Origin of the sequence: Bifidobacterium saguinibicoloris, assembly GCF_019331725.1 — a bacterium.
GTDB classification, from domain to species: domain Bacteria; phylum Actinomycetota; class Actinomycetes; order Actinomycetales; family Bifidobacteriaceae; genus Bifidobacterium; species Bifidobacterium saguinibicoloris.
Genome location: NZ_JAHBBF010000011.1, coordinates 1 through 17,846, shown reverse-complemented (window position 1 = coordinate 17,846; position 17,846 = coordinate 1). Strand labels below are relative to the sequence as shown.

10 protein-coding genes and 1 tRNA gene are annotated in these 17,846 nt (G+C 65.7%); 9 read left to right on the top strand and 2 right to left on the bottom strand.

The window, feature by feature from the left end; translation table 11 throughout:
- The first annotated feature begins 458 nt into the window (after positions 1-458).
- The 3 genes from KIH78_RS07645 to KIH78_RS07635 all read left to right on the top strand — a co-directional run bounded on the left by KIH78_RS07645 (position 459) and on the right by KIH78_RS07635 (position 3,877).
- Entirely contained in the window at positions 459-2,375 is a 1,917-nt protein-coding gene (locus tag KIH78_RS07645; protein WP_219131883.1) for an alpha-amylase family protein, read from the top strand.
- Positions 2,376-2,487: 112 nt separating this feature from the next.
- Positions 2,488-3,648 carry a biotin--[acetyl-CoA-carboxylase] ligase gene (locus tag KIH78_RS07640; RefSeq protein ID WP_420830139.1) on the top strand — a complete coding sequence of 387 codons (1,161 nt, stop codon included), beginning with the start codon at positions 2,488-2,490 and terminating at the stop codon, positions 3,646-3,648.
- 155 nt (positions 3,649-3,803) lie between these two features.
- Positions 3,804-3,877, top strand: a tRNA-Gly gene (locus KIH78_RS07635).
- 873 nt (positions 3,878-4,750) lie between these two features.
- On the opposite strand, the gene KIH78_RS07630 is transcribed toward KIH78_RS07635, so the two are convergent.
- The gene (locus tag KIH78_RS07630; protein WP_236034514.1) at positions 4,751-5,128 is read right to left on the bottom strand and encodes a HigA family addiction module antitoxin; all 378 of its coding nucleotides are present in this window, start codon (positions 5,126-5,128) and stop codon (positions 4,751-4,753) included.
- Between the two features lie 286 nt (positions 5,129-5,414).
- Here KIH78_RS07630 and KIH78_RS07625 point away from each other — a divergent pair, with 286 nt between their 5' ends.
- The 6 genes from KIH78_RS07625 (at position 5,415) to KIH78_RS07600 (ending at position 15,039) form a co-directional block, all read left to right on the top strand.
- Positions 5,415-7,664, top strand: a complete 2,250-nt coding sequence (locus KIH78_RS07625) for a Spy0128 family protein (RefSeq protein WP_219131882.1) — start codon at positions 5,415-5,417, stop codon at positions 7,662-7,664.
- Between the two features lie 173 nt (positions 7,665-7,837).
- Positions 7,838-9,511 (top strand): SpaA isopeptide-forming pilin-related protein, encoded by a 1,674-nt coding sequence (locus tag KIH78_RS07620; RefSeq protein ID WP_219131881.1) that lies wholly within the window; start codon positions 7,838-7,840, stop codon positions 9,509-9,511.
- 432 nt (positions 9,512-9,943) lie between these two features.
- A complete protein-coding gene (locus KIH78_RS10655) occupies positions 9,944-10,594 on the top strand; it encodes an HTH domain-containing protein (RefSeq protein ID WP_236034513.1) in 651 nt (216 codons plus the stop codon).
- A 108-nt stretch (positions 10,595-10,702) separates the two neighbouring features.
- Positions 10,703-11,392, top strand: a complete 690-nt coding sequence (locus KIH78_RS07610) for a hypothetical protein (protein WP_219131880.1) — start codon at positions 10,703-10,705, stop codon at positions 11,390-11,392.
- A gap of 212 nt (positions 11,393-11,604) precedes the next feature.
- A complete protein-coding gene (gene rpsO / locus KIH78_RS07605) occupies positions 11,605-11,874 on the top strand; it encodes a 30S ribosomal protein S15 (RefSeq protein WP_214314363.1) in 270 nt (89 codons plus the stop codon).
- A 345-nt stretch (positions 11,875-12,219) separates the two neighbouring features.
- The gene (locus KIH78_RS07600) at positions 12,220-15,039 is read left to right on the top strand and encodes a polyribonucleotide nucleotidyltransferase (RefSeq protein ID WP_219131879.1); all 2,820 of its coding nucleotides are present in this window, start codon (positions 12,220-12,222) and stop codon (positions 15,037-15,039) included.
- A gap of 734 nt (positions 15,040-15,773) precedes the next feature.
- Here the strand turns inward: KIH78_RS07600 and KIH78_RS07595 are convergent.
- Positions 15,774-16,994: a trans-sulfuration enzyme family protein gene (locus KIH78_RS07595; RefSeq protein ID WP_219131878.1), complete on the bottom strand. Its 1,221-nt coding sequence runs from the start codon at positions 16,992-16,994 to the stop codon at positions 15,774-15,776.
- Between the last annotated feature and the right edge of the window lie 852 nt (positions 16,995-17,846).

Here is a 17,846-nt window from a genome sequence, read left to right as displayed (position 1 = left end):
ATTATCGGCCGCTGACTAGCTCTGCGGGGCCGATTGCCGCGGTAAGTATCTCTGTCTCGCGATTCTCGGTCTCTGGGAGTTGCTGGGCGGCCGTTTGTCGCGGTACCTATCCCTGTTCCGCGGCGTTCGGTCGCTGGCTGGTTCTTGACGGCCGATTGTCGCGATGCCTATCCGGTTGTTGCGGTTTTCGACCGCTGGCTAATTCTGTGCGTCCGTTTGTCGCGGTGGCTGTGGTCGCGCCGCGGTTTTCGGCCGCCGGGAGTTGTTCGGCGTCCGTTTGTCGCGGCGTCGATGGCGCGGCACATATCGAAACGGTTCGACACGCCGGTATCGAACCGGTTTGAGACGTGAATCGCACGCGCATACACTGGACGCAACGCACCGCGACAACGAACGGTCGCCATAGCCGAACAGTCGAACGGCATGACAAGCAGGAACGCCGAAGAAGGAGTCTGAAGATGGCCTCGCATCACACCAACCGCACGCATCGTCGCACCGCGCACAAGGAAACCGCGCACGCGGACGTCTCCGTGGAGACTGCACCCGCCGCCCCCTCCACCTACGACCCCGCCGAACGTGGCATCTATAACGAGCGCTTCGCCCGCCACCGCGAGGAGCTCGAAGGCCTGTTCCGCTCCCTTTACGGCGACAGCGAGGAGCTCGGCGTCTTCGAAAGCGCCATGGCCGCCGCTCACGCCATGCGCCCCGCCGACCTCAAGGCCCTTGACCGCGCCCGCGAACAGGACCCCGAGTGGTACAAGCGCGGCGACATGTTCGGCATGACCATGTACACCGACCTCTTCGCCGGGGATCTGAAGAAGCTCGCCGGCAAGATCGACTACCTGAAGGAGCAGAAGCTCACCTACCTGCACCTCATGCCGCTGCTCGACATGCCACATCCGAACAACGACGGCGGCTACGCCGTGCAGGACTTCGACGCCGTGGACCCGAAGCTCGGCACCAACCAGGACCTCGCCGACCTCACCGCCAAGCTGCGCAAGGCGGGCATCAGCCTCTGCCTCGACTTCGTGATGAACCACACCGCCTCCACCCACCGTTGGGCCAAGGCGGCCCAGGCCGGCGACCCCGAATATCAGGACTACTACTTCTGCTATGACGATCGCACCGTGCCCGACGAGTACGACGCGCACGTCCCCCAGGTCTTCCCGAACACCGCGCCCGGCAACTTCACGTGGAACGAGAAGATGCACAAGTGGGTCATGACCCAGTTCTACCCGTTCCAGTGGGATCTGAACTACCGCAATCCCAAGGTGTTCACCGCCATGATGACCTCGGTCATGCATCTCGCCAACCTGGGCGTGGAGGTGTTCCGCATCGACGCCGTGCCGTACATCTGGAAGCAGCTCGGCACCAACTGCCGCAATCTGCCCGAGGTGCACACCATCGTGCGCATGATGCGCATCATGCTCGAGGTGGTCTGCCCGGCCGTGGTGCTCAAGGGCGAGGTGGTCATGGCGCCGAAGGAGCTCGCCGCCTACTTCGGCACCCCGGAGCATCCCGAATGCCACATGCTGTACAACGTGTCCATCATGGTGAACCTGTGGGGCGCGCTCGCCACCGGCGACACGCGTCTGCTCGCCGCGCAGCTCGACAAGCTCAACGCCCTGCCGGAGAACTGCTGGTTCGTGAACTATCTGCGCTGCCATGACGACATCGGCTGGGGTCTCGACGAGGATGAGGAGCGTCGCCTCGGCATCGACCCGTTCCTGCACAAGCAGTACCTCTACCACTTCTACGAGGGCTGCACGCCCGGCAGCTGGTCGATGGGCGAGCTGTACAACTACGACGCCGCCACCGGCGACGCGCGCAGCTGCGGCACCACCGCGTCCCTGTGCGGCGTGGAGAAGGCGCTCATCACGCACGACCATGTCGCCTATGAGAAGTCCGTCAGGCGCGACCTGCTCATGCATCGTGCGTGCGCGTTCCTGCGCGGCTTCCCGATGCTCAACTGCGGCGACGAGATCGGCCAGTTGAACGGCTGGGAGTACAAGGAGGATCCGGACCGCATCGAGGACAGCCGCAACCTGCACCGCAGCCCGTTCGACTGGTCGAAGGCCGCGCTGCGCGAGAAGTCCGGCACGCTGCAGAACCGTCTGTGGGAGGGCATGGAGGATCTGCGCGCGATGCGCCACGACCCGTGCTTCGCGCCCGACGCCTGGGTCACCACGTGGAACGCGCACGACGACGGCGTGCTCGCCGTGGTCCGCAAGTCCGGCTCCCGCGTGGTGGTGGGCGTGTTCAACTTCCGTGATTCCGACGAGACCGCGGTGCTCGACAGCATCGACGGCGTGCCGCTGCCGCGTGAGATCGCGCTCGAGCCGTACGGCTCGCAGGTGGTCGTCGCGCACGAGTGACGTGCGGTCGGCGGGCGGGTTCTGCATCCTGCGTCCGACGGGCGCGGTCCGTCGCCCGGCGGCCTGGTCGCCGGTTGTACTTTCCGCCCGTCGCGGCGTACGGTCGTGGGGTATGGAAGAGCCTCGTGAAGATCATCGTAAGGAAAACGAACACGGCATAACGTCGGACGGCATCGTCCGCGACGGTGGTGCGTACGACGGCAACGGACACGACGGCATCGACTGGACGGCCGCGTCGAAACGCATGCCGCGCACGACGGCCGCGGCCCGACGCGTGGCGTTCGTCGACGAGACCGGCTCGACGAACACGTTAGCGCGTCGGCTCGTCGCGTCCGCCGCGCTCGCCGTGGACGACGAGACGTCACGCATGGGCGTGGCGCCGTCCGTGAACGTCGTGGCGACAGACCGCCAGACCGCAGGCCGCGGCCGACTCGACCACACGTGGGTGAGTGGCGCGGGGGAGTCGTCCACCGTGTCGTACGTGGTGCGCGTGCCGTACGACGTCGCCCGCGACGAAACCGTGAACGGCTGGCTGCAGATGATCGCCGGTCTCGCCACGCTCGACGGCCTGCGGGCCGCGTTGCAGCGGGCGGGCGCCCGTCCGCTGCACGCCGATGCCGAAGCCGACGGCGATGCCGTCGCCGGGGGCAAGTCCGTTCCCGTTTCCGGAGACGTCGTCGTCGCCGACCGACTTGGACTCAAGTGGCCGAACGACATCTTCGTAGGCGACCGGAAGCTCGGCGGCATCCTCGCCGAACTCGTGCCGCTGCCGGAGGAGCGGCGCGCGTCCGAAACCGTGTCCGGCGTCGCGTCTGATGCCTTGCCAGGTGTCGCGTCCGGCTCGCCCGTGTCTGGTTCTCCCGCGTCCGGTTCGCCCGCCGACGTGGCCATCGTGTTCGGCGTCGGCCTGAACCTCGCCGTGCCCGCGGATCGGCTGCCCACGGCGCAGGCCACGTCGCTGCAGCTGCACTATGGTCCGTTGCCCGAGGGCGATGCGATGCGCGACATGATCGCGGCGGGCACCGTCGCCGCGCTGCGTCGCCGGCTTGCCGCGTTCACGGCCGATCCGCACGGCGAGGCCGCCGCGTTGCGGCGTGAGGCGGCGTCGTGCTGCGTCACGTTGGGCCGTCGCGCCGTCGCGCATTTCGTCGACGGGCGTGAGTTGGTGGGCGAGGCGATCGCGTTGAACGACGACGCGTCGTTGACGCTGCGTTCCGATGATGGTGCGATGCATGTGGTGCGCACCGCCGACGTGGGCGTGCTGCCGGCCTGAGCCGGCCGATGGTGCGACGCCCGTCGCGTCTGCCGCGTCCGCGACGCGCGGGGAGGTGCGGGCGCGGGGTTGTGTATAATGGCTCGAGTTGTTTCGATTGCGAACCCGCGGCATGTGTGCTGGAAGCGTTGCCCGGGCGAGCGGCGAGGCGGCACGCGGGCGTAGCTCAATGGTAGAGCCTCAGTCTTCCAAACTGATTACGCGGGTTCGATTCCCGTCGCCCGCTCCACGTTCGAGAGGCCGGAACCTTCGGGTTCCGGCCTCTCGCGTATCCGGGCTGGCGGCGGGGTTCGGCAGGGTTCGGGCCGGTCGATGTCGTGCCGGATAACTCCGGGGTGGCGCGGATTCGTGTTGTCCGGCACGGGGTGGTGCCGGGTAACGCGGGAATCGGGTTTTCTGTGGTTATCCGGCACAAAGCGGTGCCGGACAACCTCCGTATTCCGGAATCGGATGTTGTCCGGCGGACACTGGTTGGGCGTCCCGGCCGTCATATGCATACCACTGAAATGCCGGTGAGGTTCGGCTGGCCAACAGCCGCATGGTTCGGTTCATGGGTTCTTCGCATTGTGGCGTGTGGCTGGTGGGGTGGTTCGGATGTGTTGTCCGGATTGGTCGGTGCTGTCTCCCGTCTCGGCGGCGGGCGTCATTGGGATGCAATACGAAACAGTCTCGGAATATGTGTGCGTACCAGGAATTCGTGGTACGCAATGTCGTGACGGCGTGCCGCATGGTTTTGTACCAATGCCCTGTGGTACACGACGCCCGAACCGTCCCTGATTGGTTCACGTACCATTCGCGGATTCCGTGGAAAGGCTGGAATTCCAACATTCTTGGAATATCCGGCGCGACACGCCCCCATAGAGCGATTGGTACATGATGCGGAAAGCCCCCGGAGACCGCGTCGTGTACCCAGGATTGGTGGTACGCAACACCTCGGCTGCCGCAATCGTGTGTTGCGTACCATTCCCGGCGCGCGTGACGTGCCGTGGTGATTCATATCGGGCGTGCCGCTCTGACATGATGAGACCGCCACGATGAGACCGCCACGATGAGACCGCGCGCCCTCCTGCACGCCACAATGCGAAGAACCGGTTTATACCGCTCAGGCCTCGACGAGTGGGTGGATGTCGCCCAGGGAACTGGAGTCGAAGGTCAGCAGGTCGTAGTCGGTCTGCAGGTTGGCCCAGAATTCCGGGCTGGTGCCAAGGGCCTTGGACAGCCCCCATGCCATCGCCGTGGTGATGCGTCGTTTCCCATTGACGATTTCGCCGATCGCGGTCTCACTGACGCCGATGCTTTTGGTGAGTCGGAATCGCTGATGCCAAGCGGCTGCAGGAATTCTTCGTCGAGGATTTCGCCGGGGTACTGTAGTAATCAGTCGTGGAAGTCGTCGAAGTAGACATCGATAGCCTCCGTAGAGGATTTCGTTGGATTTCCGATTTGATTTGCATGAAATGATACCAATGTCTGCTAATGGCATCGTCAAGCGTCAGTGTGCGGGTGACGGGGTGCGCATCATGACGGCGTCGATGGCGGACCATAATCGCGTGACATGCCGGGACATGGGCCGCATGGTGAAAATTGTCCGTTACGGACGGGGACATGGCGGGGGAAGACATACGGCCTGAAGACAGGAAACCGCGAAAAATCGGGGAGCGGGAACCCACTTGGAGGGTGGACGCATGGCATGGTGAATCCCCATAGTTTGGGCTTCTGTATGAGGCGCACCAGCACTTGGCGCGTGGAGGCAAGAAGACAGGCAAGACATGAGGAAGTTCGCAGATTGGCTCGCCGCCCTAGGGGAAGCGGCGCAGAGGAACGGCAAACGGATCACCGCCGTGGTGGCTGCGGCCGCCATGCTCACCGGCGTCGCGGGCGTCACCGCCAGCGCGATGGCCGCCACGGCCGCGGACGGCGCGAAGAACACGACGTCCGCCAAGACCACGGCCGCCGTCACGACGGCGTCCAAGGCGAAGGCGGGAGCGACCGCCGCGAAGGCCGCGGCCCGTGCGGCCGGCAGCGGTTGTGAATACGCGCAGCACACGGACGCGGGATTGCCGAACGTGTGCTGGCTGGACATGAGCGCGTTCAACGCCGGCGGCCGGTCGAACAGCGGCTCGCAGGAGATGAGCATCGATCTCGGCGGCGGACTGACCATGTCGTTCACCGTCTCGTACGAGACCACGAACGAGAGCGGCATGCAGGGCGTGCGGTACGTGTACCCGCAGAGCGCGCCGAGCTGGCCCAAGGCTTCGTTCGGCCGGTTCGGCTACACCGGATTCACGGACGGCTTCAAGCCGGTGCTGTACCAGTCCGATAACTCCGACGGAGCCTCCTGGAGCGACAACACGAAGATCACGATTTCCGGCATCACCGTGAGGGACGGTTCTGGCACCACCGTGAACAAGGACTACTCATTCGTGCTGTCCGACGGCGAAAGCACCAACCTCGACAACAGCCGCGTCCCCGAGCGGATCTCCTTCGCCTCCGACAAGACGCTCACGAAGTTCGCCAGCTTCCCCGCCAACGGCGTGGACGCTCAAGGTAACCGGTACACGTTCTGCGACGTCACCGAGGAGACCGCGAACTCCGTGACCTGCGAAGGCGTGGACATGAACGACTACCAGGGCATCAGCCTGTATCAGACCCCGCGTCCCAATGAAGTGTCCATCACCCTGCACAACGCCAGCTACGGTTCGCAGCAGGGCGCCGTGTTCGGCGTGATCGTCGCGAACGCCCGCACCACCGTCACCACCGTGAACGTCAAGGACGCCGCGGACAAGTTCACCGGCACCGTTTCGTCCGAAGGCTACACGTCCGCAAGCACCGACGCCGTCACCGGCAGCACCAGCTCCACCAGCGCCACCGTGCCCATGCTCTCCGAGGAGGGTAAGAGCCACACCGTGCGGTTCACCCTCGAAGGCTCGAACTGGAACCGGTACAACGTGAGCTTTGCCTGCGACGGTGACTGCACGCCGGATTCGACCGGCGTGAAGACCGATGGGAACGGCAACCGCTACATCGACGTCAGCGTCCCCTCCGAAGGTTCCGCCAACGGCGTGTGGACCGTCACCGCGAAGCCCTCGCTGACCGTGTCCAAGACCTGGCTCGACCCGGACGGCAACGATGAGACGACGGCCCACAAGGACGACACGGTCACCGTGTCCCTCGGCAAGTGCGCCGACACCGACACGCAGTGCGCCAACCCCACCGCGGTCGACGGTCAGAAGGACCTCACGCTGAAGTCCGGCACCTGGTCCGGCGTGTTCGAATATCTCGACAACGGCCGCTACAAGGTCACCGAGACCGCGGTGAACGGCAATGCGAGCGGTCTTGCCGCCTACGACGTCACCTATAGCCCGGATGGCGGCATCGTCACCGTGTCCGACGGGGATGCGTCCGTCACCGTCACCAACCAGCGCAGGCAGGACACCGTCACCCTGCCCGCCGCCGAGTTCTTCAAGGCGCGCGCCGTGATCGTGGGCCGCGACTGGAAGACCGATCCGGCCGACGCATTCACCTACGTGCTCAACGGCAAGGCCGGCGACGGCAGGACCCGCGCCGCAGCCGACTGCCAGCCCATGCCGGACGGCTACAACGTCAACGAATGCAACACGTCCATCATCGTGACGGACAAGAACGCGAAATCGTTCGGCGACATCACCTACACGGCCGAAGGCAAATACACCTACCGCATCAACGAATCCGCGCAGACGAACCACGACATCACGCAGTCGCAGGCCGTCTACCGCGTGCACGTGACTGTGGACAAGGGCACGGACGGCAAGCTCCAGGCCACCGCCAAGGTGGTTCAGGTGTACGGCGATGACGCCTCCAAGACCACACCCGAAAAGGTCATGGACGACAAGACCGGTGTGTTCATCCACTACCTGCCCGTCTCCGCGCTGCCGTTGACCGGCGGCACCACCGGACGCACGTGGCTGATCGGCAGCGGCGCGCTCCTCGCCCTGGCCGGATGCTCGTACGTCGTGTGGCGCAAGCGCATGACGGCCTGACCGGGCCGACATCCGCGGCCGGTGCGTTCGACGCGACCGGCCGCACAACAGAAGATTTGCGGATCGTGAAGGCTCCGGGAGGAGCCGGAGCCTCCGCGATTGCAAGAACAACCATCGTGCCGGCGGCGTCCGTCGGCGGCACGGCAAGCAGTTAAGGAAGAGAGGGTTTTCTCATGCAGTTGAGGAAGCTTTTCGCAGGCGTCGCCGCGGCGGCGACCCTGCTGGGTGGTCTCGCGTTGGGCGCGGCCACCGCGAATGCGGCGGAGGTGCCGTCCGCGATCACCGTGGGCAATTCGCAGGAGAGCCACACCTACACGGCGTACAAGTTCGCCGATCTCAAGCTCGTGCAGCGTGACGGCAAGAACGAGGTCGAGGTGACTACCGCCAGCGGCTCTCGCGCCCAGCTGACGATCAGCGGCTATGAGAAGGTCGTGGCCGGTCTGGCCGCGCAGGCCGCCGGCGTGGACGCGGTTCCGGAACCGTACACTGGTGAGCCGGCCGCGTACGTGACCACGTTCGATCAGGCGACGCTGCGCAAGTTCGCCGACGCATTCACCGCGGTTCTGGGCAAGAGCCTGGATGGCCAGTTCGGCATTAGCGGCGACGTCACCATCACGACCAAGGACAGCGCGGGCTCCGTGGCCGGCACCGGCGAGGACGCCACGCTGAACGTGGGCGGCCAGGGCTGGTACCTTGTGACCGACACCGTGACCAAGGCCGACGGCACCGTCGTGTCCGGTGGTGCGTCCGCCATCGTGGCGACCCCGCTTGGCGACGCGAACGACCAGACCCTGCCGGTCGCGAACGCCGATCCGACCCAGAATGGCATCGACGTGACGGGCAAGTTCAACGCGAAGCACTCCGAGAACCCGGTTCCGGGGAAGACCAGCGACAAGGACGAGGTCGGTGTGGTCGGCTACGGCGAGTCCGTGACCTACACCATCAAGGCGACCATTCCGGATACCACCAACTATGACGAGACGCACCCGCTGCCTCTGTACGTCAAGGATGTCGCGTCCAAGGGCCTGAAGGTCCCGGCCAAGGTCGGCGACTTCACCGGTTTCCGCGCCGGCTACGACGCCAACAAGGACGGCAAGCTGCAGAACTCCGAAGTGCTCAAGAGCGGCTACTCCATCGAATCGCAGACCGGCGACGCCAAGACCGGCACCACTACTGTCGTGAAGATCGACAACGTGGCCGGCCACGCGGGCGAGACCCTGCTGGTCGCCTACACGGCATACGTGACCGAGGATGCCGCCACTGACGGCGTGACCAACACCCCGTACGTCGGCAATGACAACCAGAACTGGGTCGGAGGCAAGCATGACACCCTCAAGACCGTGAACGTGAAGTTCACCAAGCAGGGTGCCGACGGCAAGGCCCTGGCGGGCGCGCAGTTCGCCATCAAGTACAAGGGTGAGGAGACGTACCTCGAGTACGGTCAGACCGATCAGTGGTCCCTGCCCAGCTGGCACTCCACCACCAACAAGACCGACTACACCGTGACCAGCGCTGCTGACGGCACCGTGGAGTTCAAGGGTCTGCGCGCCGGCGAGTACACCATCGAGGAGGTCGTGGCCCCGAACGGCTACTCCACCCAGTTCCTGCCGACGTTCGACGTGACCATCGCCAAGGACGGCACCGTGACCTTCTCCAAGGACACGCTCGGTCTGGTGGCCCCCGGTGACAACACCGCCACGGTGAAGAACGTGAAGTCCATCACCCAGCTGCCGCTCACCGGTGCCGCGGGCATCGCGATGTTCGTCGTGCTCGGCGCCCTGCTCGCCGGCGCGGCGGCCACCGTGTTCGCCAAGAGCCGCAGCACCAAGCGCGCGCTCAACGCGTGAGCCTGACCACCATCGCTGCTGTGGTGTGACGGGTCGCGGCTCTAACGGTCGAGACCCGCACACGCAGGAACGATGACGATATGAGGTGGCCGGCCCGGATTTCCGGGCCGGCCACCTCGTCGTATCGGGAGGTTCGCGTTCCGGTCTCCCCCCGGTCGTTCCGGTTGCGTCTGTCTCCCAAGTCGTTCCGGGCGGTTCATCCCGGTCGCGCTGGTCGTCCCCGCCATCTCCATCCGCCCACCGGGATGCGCGTGGAAGGACCCGCGGACATCGGGGAAGAAAAATACCCCCGTATCGGGGTTATTGGTAAACCGTTCCGCGGGGTTACCATCTTCGCCATATGACGACGAGGGGGAGCAATCGCCACGAATGAACGACGTCCGTCCCCATCCGAGCAGAAACGTCGCCGTAGACAAAGGAGCGCAGTACATCATGGTCAGCGGCGGAGGGAAGTTCAGTCCCGAAGAAGTCACGTATCTCAAATCGTTGCCGGCGGTCGTCGAGGCCTCGCCCAAGCGGATCACCTACGCCGAGGCCTTCAAACGATACTGCATCATCCAATACAACCAAGGCGGCTCACCCGTCAAACTGTTCCGCGAAGCGGGACTCGACCCCGCGCTCATCGGCTACAAGCGCATCGAACGCTGCTTCGCCCGCTGGCGGGAGGACTACCGCGATCTCCTTTCGGACCAGGCGGAGGGGACGTCCGGCGAGGAGGGCGTCGGAGGGGAGCGGCGACGATGGACCTCCCGCGCGACGCGCGGAAGGAAGACACCCGCGTCGTTCGCTGTCGACGCGTCGCAACGCGCCATCGTGCTTCCCGCGGCGTCCGGCGAGACGGACGTCGCGATGGGCGTGGGCGGGTCCGACGACATCCGCGACCTGCTCATCTCGCAGCAGGTGCGACGCATCGACGAACTCGAACACAAGGTCGCCATGCTCACCGCCATGCTTGACGCCGAAAAAGCCGCCGGTCGCTTGGGCGAACCGGAGACGGGCGACGCGGAAGCCGCCGACGGCGGCGAGGAGACCGCGTCGCTCATGCAGGCCGACCTCCATCCCGGCGTGGCCGCGTCCGCGTGACCGCATGGTCGCGCCGGCGTGGCGTCGCGCATCCCTCCACCGGCGGGCCTACTACACTGGACCACGCAACCAGACAACAACGGCGAGACAAGGCGGAGCAGCGGGCGCATGGCGGACAGCAGCGAACACAACGAAGCCACCGAAATCGTGGACGGCGCGGTGGAGACGGTCGAAGTGTCCAAACACCCGGACCCCTCCATCCCCGAAACCGACCTCTCCCTGGCGGACATCGAACGCCGCCGCTCCCACCCCGTGCAATGGGTGGTGTACGGGGCGGCCGTGCTCGTCGCCATCATCGCCCCCTACTGGTACGGACGCATGCTCGCCGCGCAACACACCGCATGGGTGACCGAACGCTTCACCGCGTTCACCCCGCAAGGCGTGACGTTCCTCTCCTGGACCGTCACCCTCGTGGCGTTGGCGGGTCTCGGCCTCGCCGTGGTCGACTCCGGGCGATGGCTGTGGCGCGTGGTGTTCACCGTGGGCCTCGCCGCCGAACAGTTCATCGCCGGCGTGTGCCTTCTCCGCTTCGACTTCTGGTACTCCACCTACGTGGTGTACGGCGACGCGGCGGCCATGGCCAACGCCGCCGACCTCGGCATCATCGCCGCCGGATTCGGCGTGGCCGTGTTCGCCGTGGTGTGGGTGGGCCTGCTCGTCATCATCCGCAAGGACTCGCCGCTCAACGTGCTCACGCGCAGCTGGACGTCGTTCATCCTGTTCTTCGCCATCGAGACCGCGGCCCTGCTCATCGTGATGTTCGGCGGCGTGCTCGCCACCGTCGGCGCGGCGGCGTGACGGCGTAGACAGGTGGGGGCGACGCGGCCGGCCGGACGGTCGCGTCACGACGCACGTCACGACGGACGTCACGGCGCACGTCACGACGGAACGCCGCATGGTCCGTACCACCCCCTATAGTTGCTCTTTGGCGTAAATCGCCCGCGGATAGAGAGCGCTCCGAGCAGCAAGCCCGGGGCACCGCGCAACAAACCGACCATAAGGAGGATGCCGTGGCACTGACGGCTGAACAGAAGAAGCAGATCATCGACGAATACGCGACGCACGAAGGCGACACCGGCTCCCCGGAGGTCCAGGTCGCGCTCCTCTCCAAGCGCATCTCCGACCTCACCGAGCACCTCAAGATGCACCAGCACGACCACCACTCCCGTCGCGGCATGCAGATGATGATCGGTGACCGTCGCGCCCTGCTGGACTACCTCAAGCGCAACGACATCAACCGTTACCGTGCGCTGATCGAGAAGCTGGGTCTGCGTCGATAACTCAAGACTTCCGCCCGGGCGCCCACAGGCGCTCGGGCGTTTTGCATACGCCTGCCAACGGCAACGCCGACGAGAAGGGAACGGGCCGAAGAGGATAGGCCGCAAGGGCGGCCGACAAGAGAGGCCCGGTTTTACGAATCGAGAGGTTGACACGAGGAACGCGGCCGGGGGCCGCGCGGCGGCGACGGACGGCACCGGAACCGGAACGCGGAACGCACCGGAAGGCGCCGGAACGCACCGCCGAAACCAGAAGCGAATGTGAAGAGCCAGGCCCGGCTGAAGAAGGGCCACAGGTTGCAGGACAACAAGGAACACACAACAGAACAAGAACAAAGGAGGAACCCTATGGAGGGTCCCGAAATCAAGGCCGCAGAGGCCGTCATCGACAACGGATCGTTCGGCAAGCGCACGCTGCGCTTCGAAACCGGCCGTCTCGCCCAGCAGGCGGACGGCGCCGTCGCCGCCTATCTGGACGACGACACCATGGTGCTCAGCACCACCACCGCCGGCAACAGCCCGAAGGAGAACTACGACTTCTTCCCGCTGACCGTCGACGTCGAAGAGAAGATGTACGCCGCCGGCAAGATCCCCGGCTCCTTCTTCCGCCGTGAGGGCCGCCCGTCCAACGACGCGATCCTGGCCTGCCGCATCATCGACCGCCCGCTGCGCCCGCTGTTCCCGCACACGCTGCGCAACGAGGTCCAGGTCGTCGAGACCATCCTCGCCGTCAACCCGGATGACGCGTACGACGTGGTGGCCCTCAACGCCGCCTCCGCCTCCACCATGATCTCCGGCCTGCCGTTCGGCGGCCCGGTCTCCGGCGTGCGCCTGGCCCTCATCGACGGCCAGTGGGTCGCCTTCCCGAAGTGGAGCGAGCGCGAACGCGCCGTCTTCGAGATCGTCGTGGCCGGCCGCGTCATCGAGAACGGCGACGTCGCCATCGCCATGATTGAGGCCGGCGCCGGCAAGAACGCTTGGCACCTCATCTACGACGAGGGCCAGACCAAGCCGGACGAGGCCGTCGTGGCCGAAGGCCTCGAAGCCGCCAAGCCGTTCATCAAGGTCATCTGCGAGGCCCAGAACGAGCTCAAGGCCGCCGCGGCGAAGGAGACCCGCGAATTCCCGCTGTTCCCGGAGTACACCGAGGACCTCTACAACCGCATCGACGAGATCGCGCACAAGGACCTCGACGAGGCCCTCACCATCGCGGAGAAGCTGCCCCGCCAGGAGCGCATCCACGAGATCAAGGAGCACGTGCGCGAGATCCTCGCCAACGAGTTCACCGACATGGACGACGCCGAGAAGGACAAGGAGCTCGGCAACGCGTTCAAGGAGCTGCAGCGCCAGATCGTGCGTCGCCGCATCCTCACCGAGGACTACCGCATCGACGGCCGCGGTCTCAAGGACATCCGCACCCTGTCCGCCGAAGTGGACATCGTGCCGCGCGTCCACGGCTCCGCCCTGTTCCAGCGCGGCGAAACCCAGATCCTGGGCGTCACCACGCTGAACATGCTCAAGATGGAGCAGCAGCTCGACTCCCTCTCCGGCCCGCAGTCCAAGCGCTACATGCACAACTACGAGATGCCGCCGTACTCCACCGGCGAGACCGGCCGCGTCGGCTCCCCGAAGCGCCGCGAGATCGGCCACGGCGCCCTCGCCGAGAAGGCCCTCGTCCCGGTGCTGCCGGACCGCGAGGAGTTCCCCTACGCCATCCGTCAGGTCTCCGAGGCCATCGGCTCCAACGGCTCCACCTCCATGGGCTCCGTGTGCGCCTCCACCCTGTCCCTGCTCGCGGCCGGCGTGCCGCTCAAGGCCCCGGTGGCCGGCATCGCCATGGGCCTCGTGTCCGGCGACGTGGACGGCCAGCACATCTACAAGACCCTGACCGACATCCTGGGCGCCGAGGACGCGTTCGGCGACATGGACTTCAAGGTCGCCGGCACCTCCGAGTTCATCACCGCCCTGCAGCTCGACACCAAGCTCGACGGCATCCCCGCCGACATCCTGGCCGCCGCCCTGCAGCAGGCCAAGGACGCCCGCACCACCATCCTCGAGGTCATCAACGAGTGCATCGACGGCCCGGCCGAGATGAGCGAGTACGCCCCGCGCATCATCACCACCACCGTTCCGGTCGAGAAGATCGGCGAGATCATCGGACCGAAGGGCAAGATGATCAACCAGATCCAGGAGGACACCGGCGCCGAGATCGCCATCGAGGATGACGGCACCGTGTTCATCTCCTCCGAAGGCGGCGAGGCCGCGCAGAAGGCCAAGGAGATCATCGACCAGATCGCCAACCCGCACGTGCCGCAGCCGGGCGAGACCTACAACGGCAAGGTCGTCAAGACCACGTCGTTCGGTGCGTTCGTGAACCTCACGCCGGGCACCGACGGCCTGCTGCACATCTCCCAGATCCGCAACCTCGCCAACGGCGAGCGCATCGACCAGGTCGAAGACGTCCTCAAGGAGGGCGACACCGTCGAGGTCGTCGTCCAGGGCGTCGACGACCGCGGCAAGATCTCCCTCGCCATCCCCGGCTTCGAGGACCAGGAGTCCGGCGCCCGTCGTGGCGGCGACCGTGGTCCGCGTGGCGGCCGTGACGACCGCGATGACCGTGGCGACCGTGGCGACCGTGGTCCGCGCGGCGGCCGTGGCCCGCGTCGCGACCGTGACGACCGTGACGACCGCGACTTCGACGATCGTCCGCGTCGTCGCCGTCCGGTGGACCGCGACGATGACGACGACCGCGATTACGACGATCGTCCGCGTCGCCGTCGCTCCGCCGATCGCGATTACGACGACGATCGTCGTGATGACCGCGATTACGACGATCGTCCGCGTCGTCGTCGTTCCGCCGATCGCGATGACCGTGACGACCGCGACTACGATCGTGACGACCGTCGCGGCTCCCGCGCCGACCGTTCCGATCGTTCCGACCGTTCCGATCGCGATGACGACCGTCCGCGTCGTCGTCGTTCCGCCGATCGCGATGATCGCGACGACCGTCGCGGCTCCCGTGGCGGCCGTGGTGGCCGCGGTGGTTACGACCGCAACCCGCGCTATGCCACCGACGAGAACTACGACGAGTACCACGCCGACCGCGTGGAGCGCAACGAGCGCCCGCGTCGCCGCGTGCGCCGCGACTTCGATCCGTTCGAGGACTGATTCGGCTGATGCCGGGGTCTGGGTCTGACGCCTGAAGCGTGGGCCTGATTGAGTCCGACTGGTCAGGGGCCGCTTCCGAAGCATTTCGGAGGCGGCCCCTTTCGTATGCTTCGCATGGTGCTTGGTTTGTGAAGCGGTTCGGGTGGTTCTTGCCAGATTGCCTCGCTGGGGCTAGGGGATAGTGGACCGGGAATGTGATTCGGGGACTGTGTGGTGTTCCGGGCCAGGGTGCTGTGGTCCGGAGTGCGGGGAAGGCGGTGTTGGTGTGTTCCGGGTGCAGGGATTGTGGCCCCGGAGTGCGATTTGAGGTCAGCGCGGCCTTCCGGGCCAGGGTGCTGTGGTCCGGAGTGCGGGGAAGGCGGTGTTGGTGTGTTCCGGGTGCAGGAATTGTGGCCCCGGAGTGCGATTTGAGGTCAGCGCGGCCTTCCGGACCAAGGTGCTGTGGTCCGGAGTGTAATGGAGGTGGTTGCTGCTCTTCCGGGTCCACGGGCTCGAGGTCGGAGGGGCGTTCCATGATGTGAACCGCACCTCCGATCATCGAATCTGAATTACTTCAGTCCAACAATCGGGGGCGGTTCACAGTGACGGAGCCCCTCGGCGCATCATGCATCATGCGGGGATACGGCTTTCCGTGGGCCGGGCCCCTACAGCCGAACAAGCCCGGTTCCTGATGACCGCTCACGTCCGGCTTCGGCGCCTGGTCTCTACGGGGCGGCCTTTGCACTTGACCTTGCCTACAACCCGGCTTCGGCGAGTGCGTGGTCGATGTCGCGGATAAGATCGTCGGTGTCCTCGAGGCCCACGGCGAGGCGGAAGAAGCCGCGGTGGAACTCCGGCGGGTACAGGTACTGGCGTTCGTCGTCCTCGCCGAGGAACACGATGAGGCTTTCGTCGTGGCCGAGCGACACGGCCGACGTGATGACGTTCAACTTCGAGACGAAGCGGTTGTGCCCGTCGTGGTCGGTGTCGAGTCCGAACGAGAGCACGCCGCCGAAGCCGGCGTCCGGACGGGCGAGCTGGCGGACGGCCACGTCGTGCCCCGGATGCGACTTGAGCCCCGGATACGCCACGAACCGCACCTGCGGCAGCGATTCCAAGTGCTTCGCGATGGCCAGCGCGGACGCGTTGTGCTGTCGCATGCGCAGCGGCAGCGTGACGGAGCCGCGGTTGATGAGCCATGCGTTGAACGGGGAGATGATGCCGCCGTAGTTCACCTGATACGTGAAACGGATCTGGTCGGTGATCTCTTTGCGGGTGGCGATGGCGCCGCCGAGCGCGTCGCCGTGTCCGTTGATGTATTTGGTGAGGCTTTCGATGACGACATCCGCGCCGAGGCTTGCGGGTCGCACGTTGAACGGCGAGTTGAACGTGTTGTCGACGCTGAGCAGCGCGCCCGCCTTGTGTGCGAGTTTCGCCGCCGCCTCGATGTCGGTCACCTTGAGCGTGGGGTTGGCGGGCGTCTCGATGTGCACGAGCTTCGTGTTCGGTCTGATGGCGCGTTCGATGTTGGCGGGGTCCGACGTGTCGACGATGGACGTTTCGATGCCGTACTTTTCGGGCAGGATCTGGTTGAGCAGACGGTATGCGGCGATGTAGGTGGTGTCGGAGAAGATCGCGTGGTCGCCGCGGTTCAGCAGCGTGGTGAAGGTGGCGGCGAGTGCGGCGACGCCGGAGGCGAGCACGACGGCGTCCTCGGTGCCTTCGAGGTTCGCGAGTTTCGCTTCGAGGTAGCGCTGGTTGGGGTGGCCGTTGCGTGTGTACAGGTTCACGTCCGAGCTGGACCAGTTGATGGCGGAGGGGTCGTAGGGCAGCGCGTACGCGTTGGCGAGGGTGATGGGGCGGCGGATCGCGCCGGTTTCGGCGTCGACCCCGTTGCCGAGGTGGATGGATTTGGTCGCGAAGCCGAGGGGAGTGCCGTCGAAGGATTCGCCGTGATGTACGAGATCTGAGGTCATGCTCCCGGTCTACCAGCCGCGCGCTTTCGGCGCGAATGCGCGTCAGGGCCGGGAGTCGGCGGTATTCCGCCGTCTGATAGCCGTCCATAGGAAGAACCGTGTCGGATGCGTGGTGACTGGGTGGTGCCGGGGCAGTGACTGGGTAGTGACTAGGTGGTGTCGGGGTTCCCGGAGGGGCGTCGGTTGTTCCTTCGCGGTCGTGGCAACCCGGTGTCCGATGGGACACCGTTTGATTGATGTGCGGGCGGGCGATGGGTGGCCGGGAGTGCGTATGCGCGTTGGATTTGGCGGTGGATACGGATCGATATGTGGTGTGGCCGGATGATGTGACGCGGGTTGAATGGGGGTCGGCTTGTAACGGTGAGGGTCGCTGTATGGCGGTCGGCTTGTGGCAGGCTGGTGTCCGATGGGACACCGTTGTAGACGGATGTCTTATCGGACACCGGGTTGTCATGAGGTGCGACAGTCGTAACGGTTCCATGTCCTGTTCCGCATGGTGTGGTGAAACCCGCATGGCGCGGTGGCGCGGGTTGATGTGTGGCGGTCGGTTTGCGGCGGTACGGGTGTCTTATCGGACACCGGGTTGTCATGAGGCGTGGTGGGACGTTGCGTGGATCGGTGATGCAGGGTGTGCTGCGCCGCCGTGCGAGTATAGCCGGTTCGGCCGGTGTGACTGGCGGATGGTGTGGCCGGCGGCCGGGGTGTTGGATATGGCGCGGTTGGGTTGTGTCTGTTCAATAGAAAGTGGGCCGTGTGAGCGTGTGGAAAGTCTCCATGTGAGCGGCAGGATTTAGTCCACTTCGGCGTGTGGTGAGAAATGAACACCGGCCCGTCCTGCCCGGACTAGTTTCC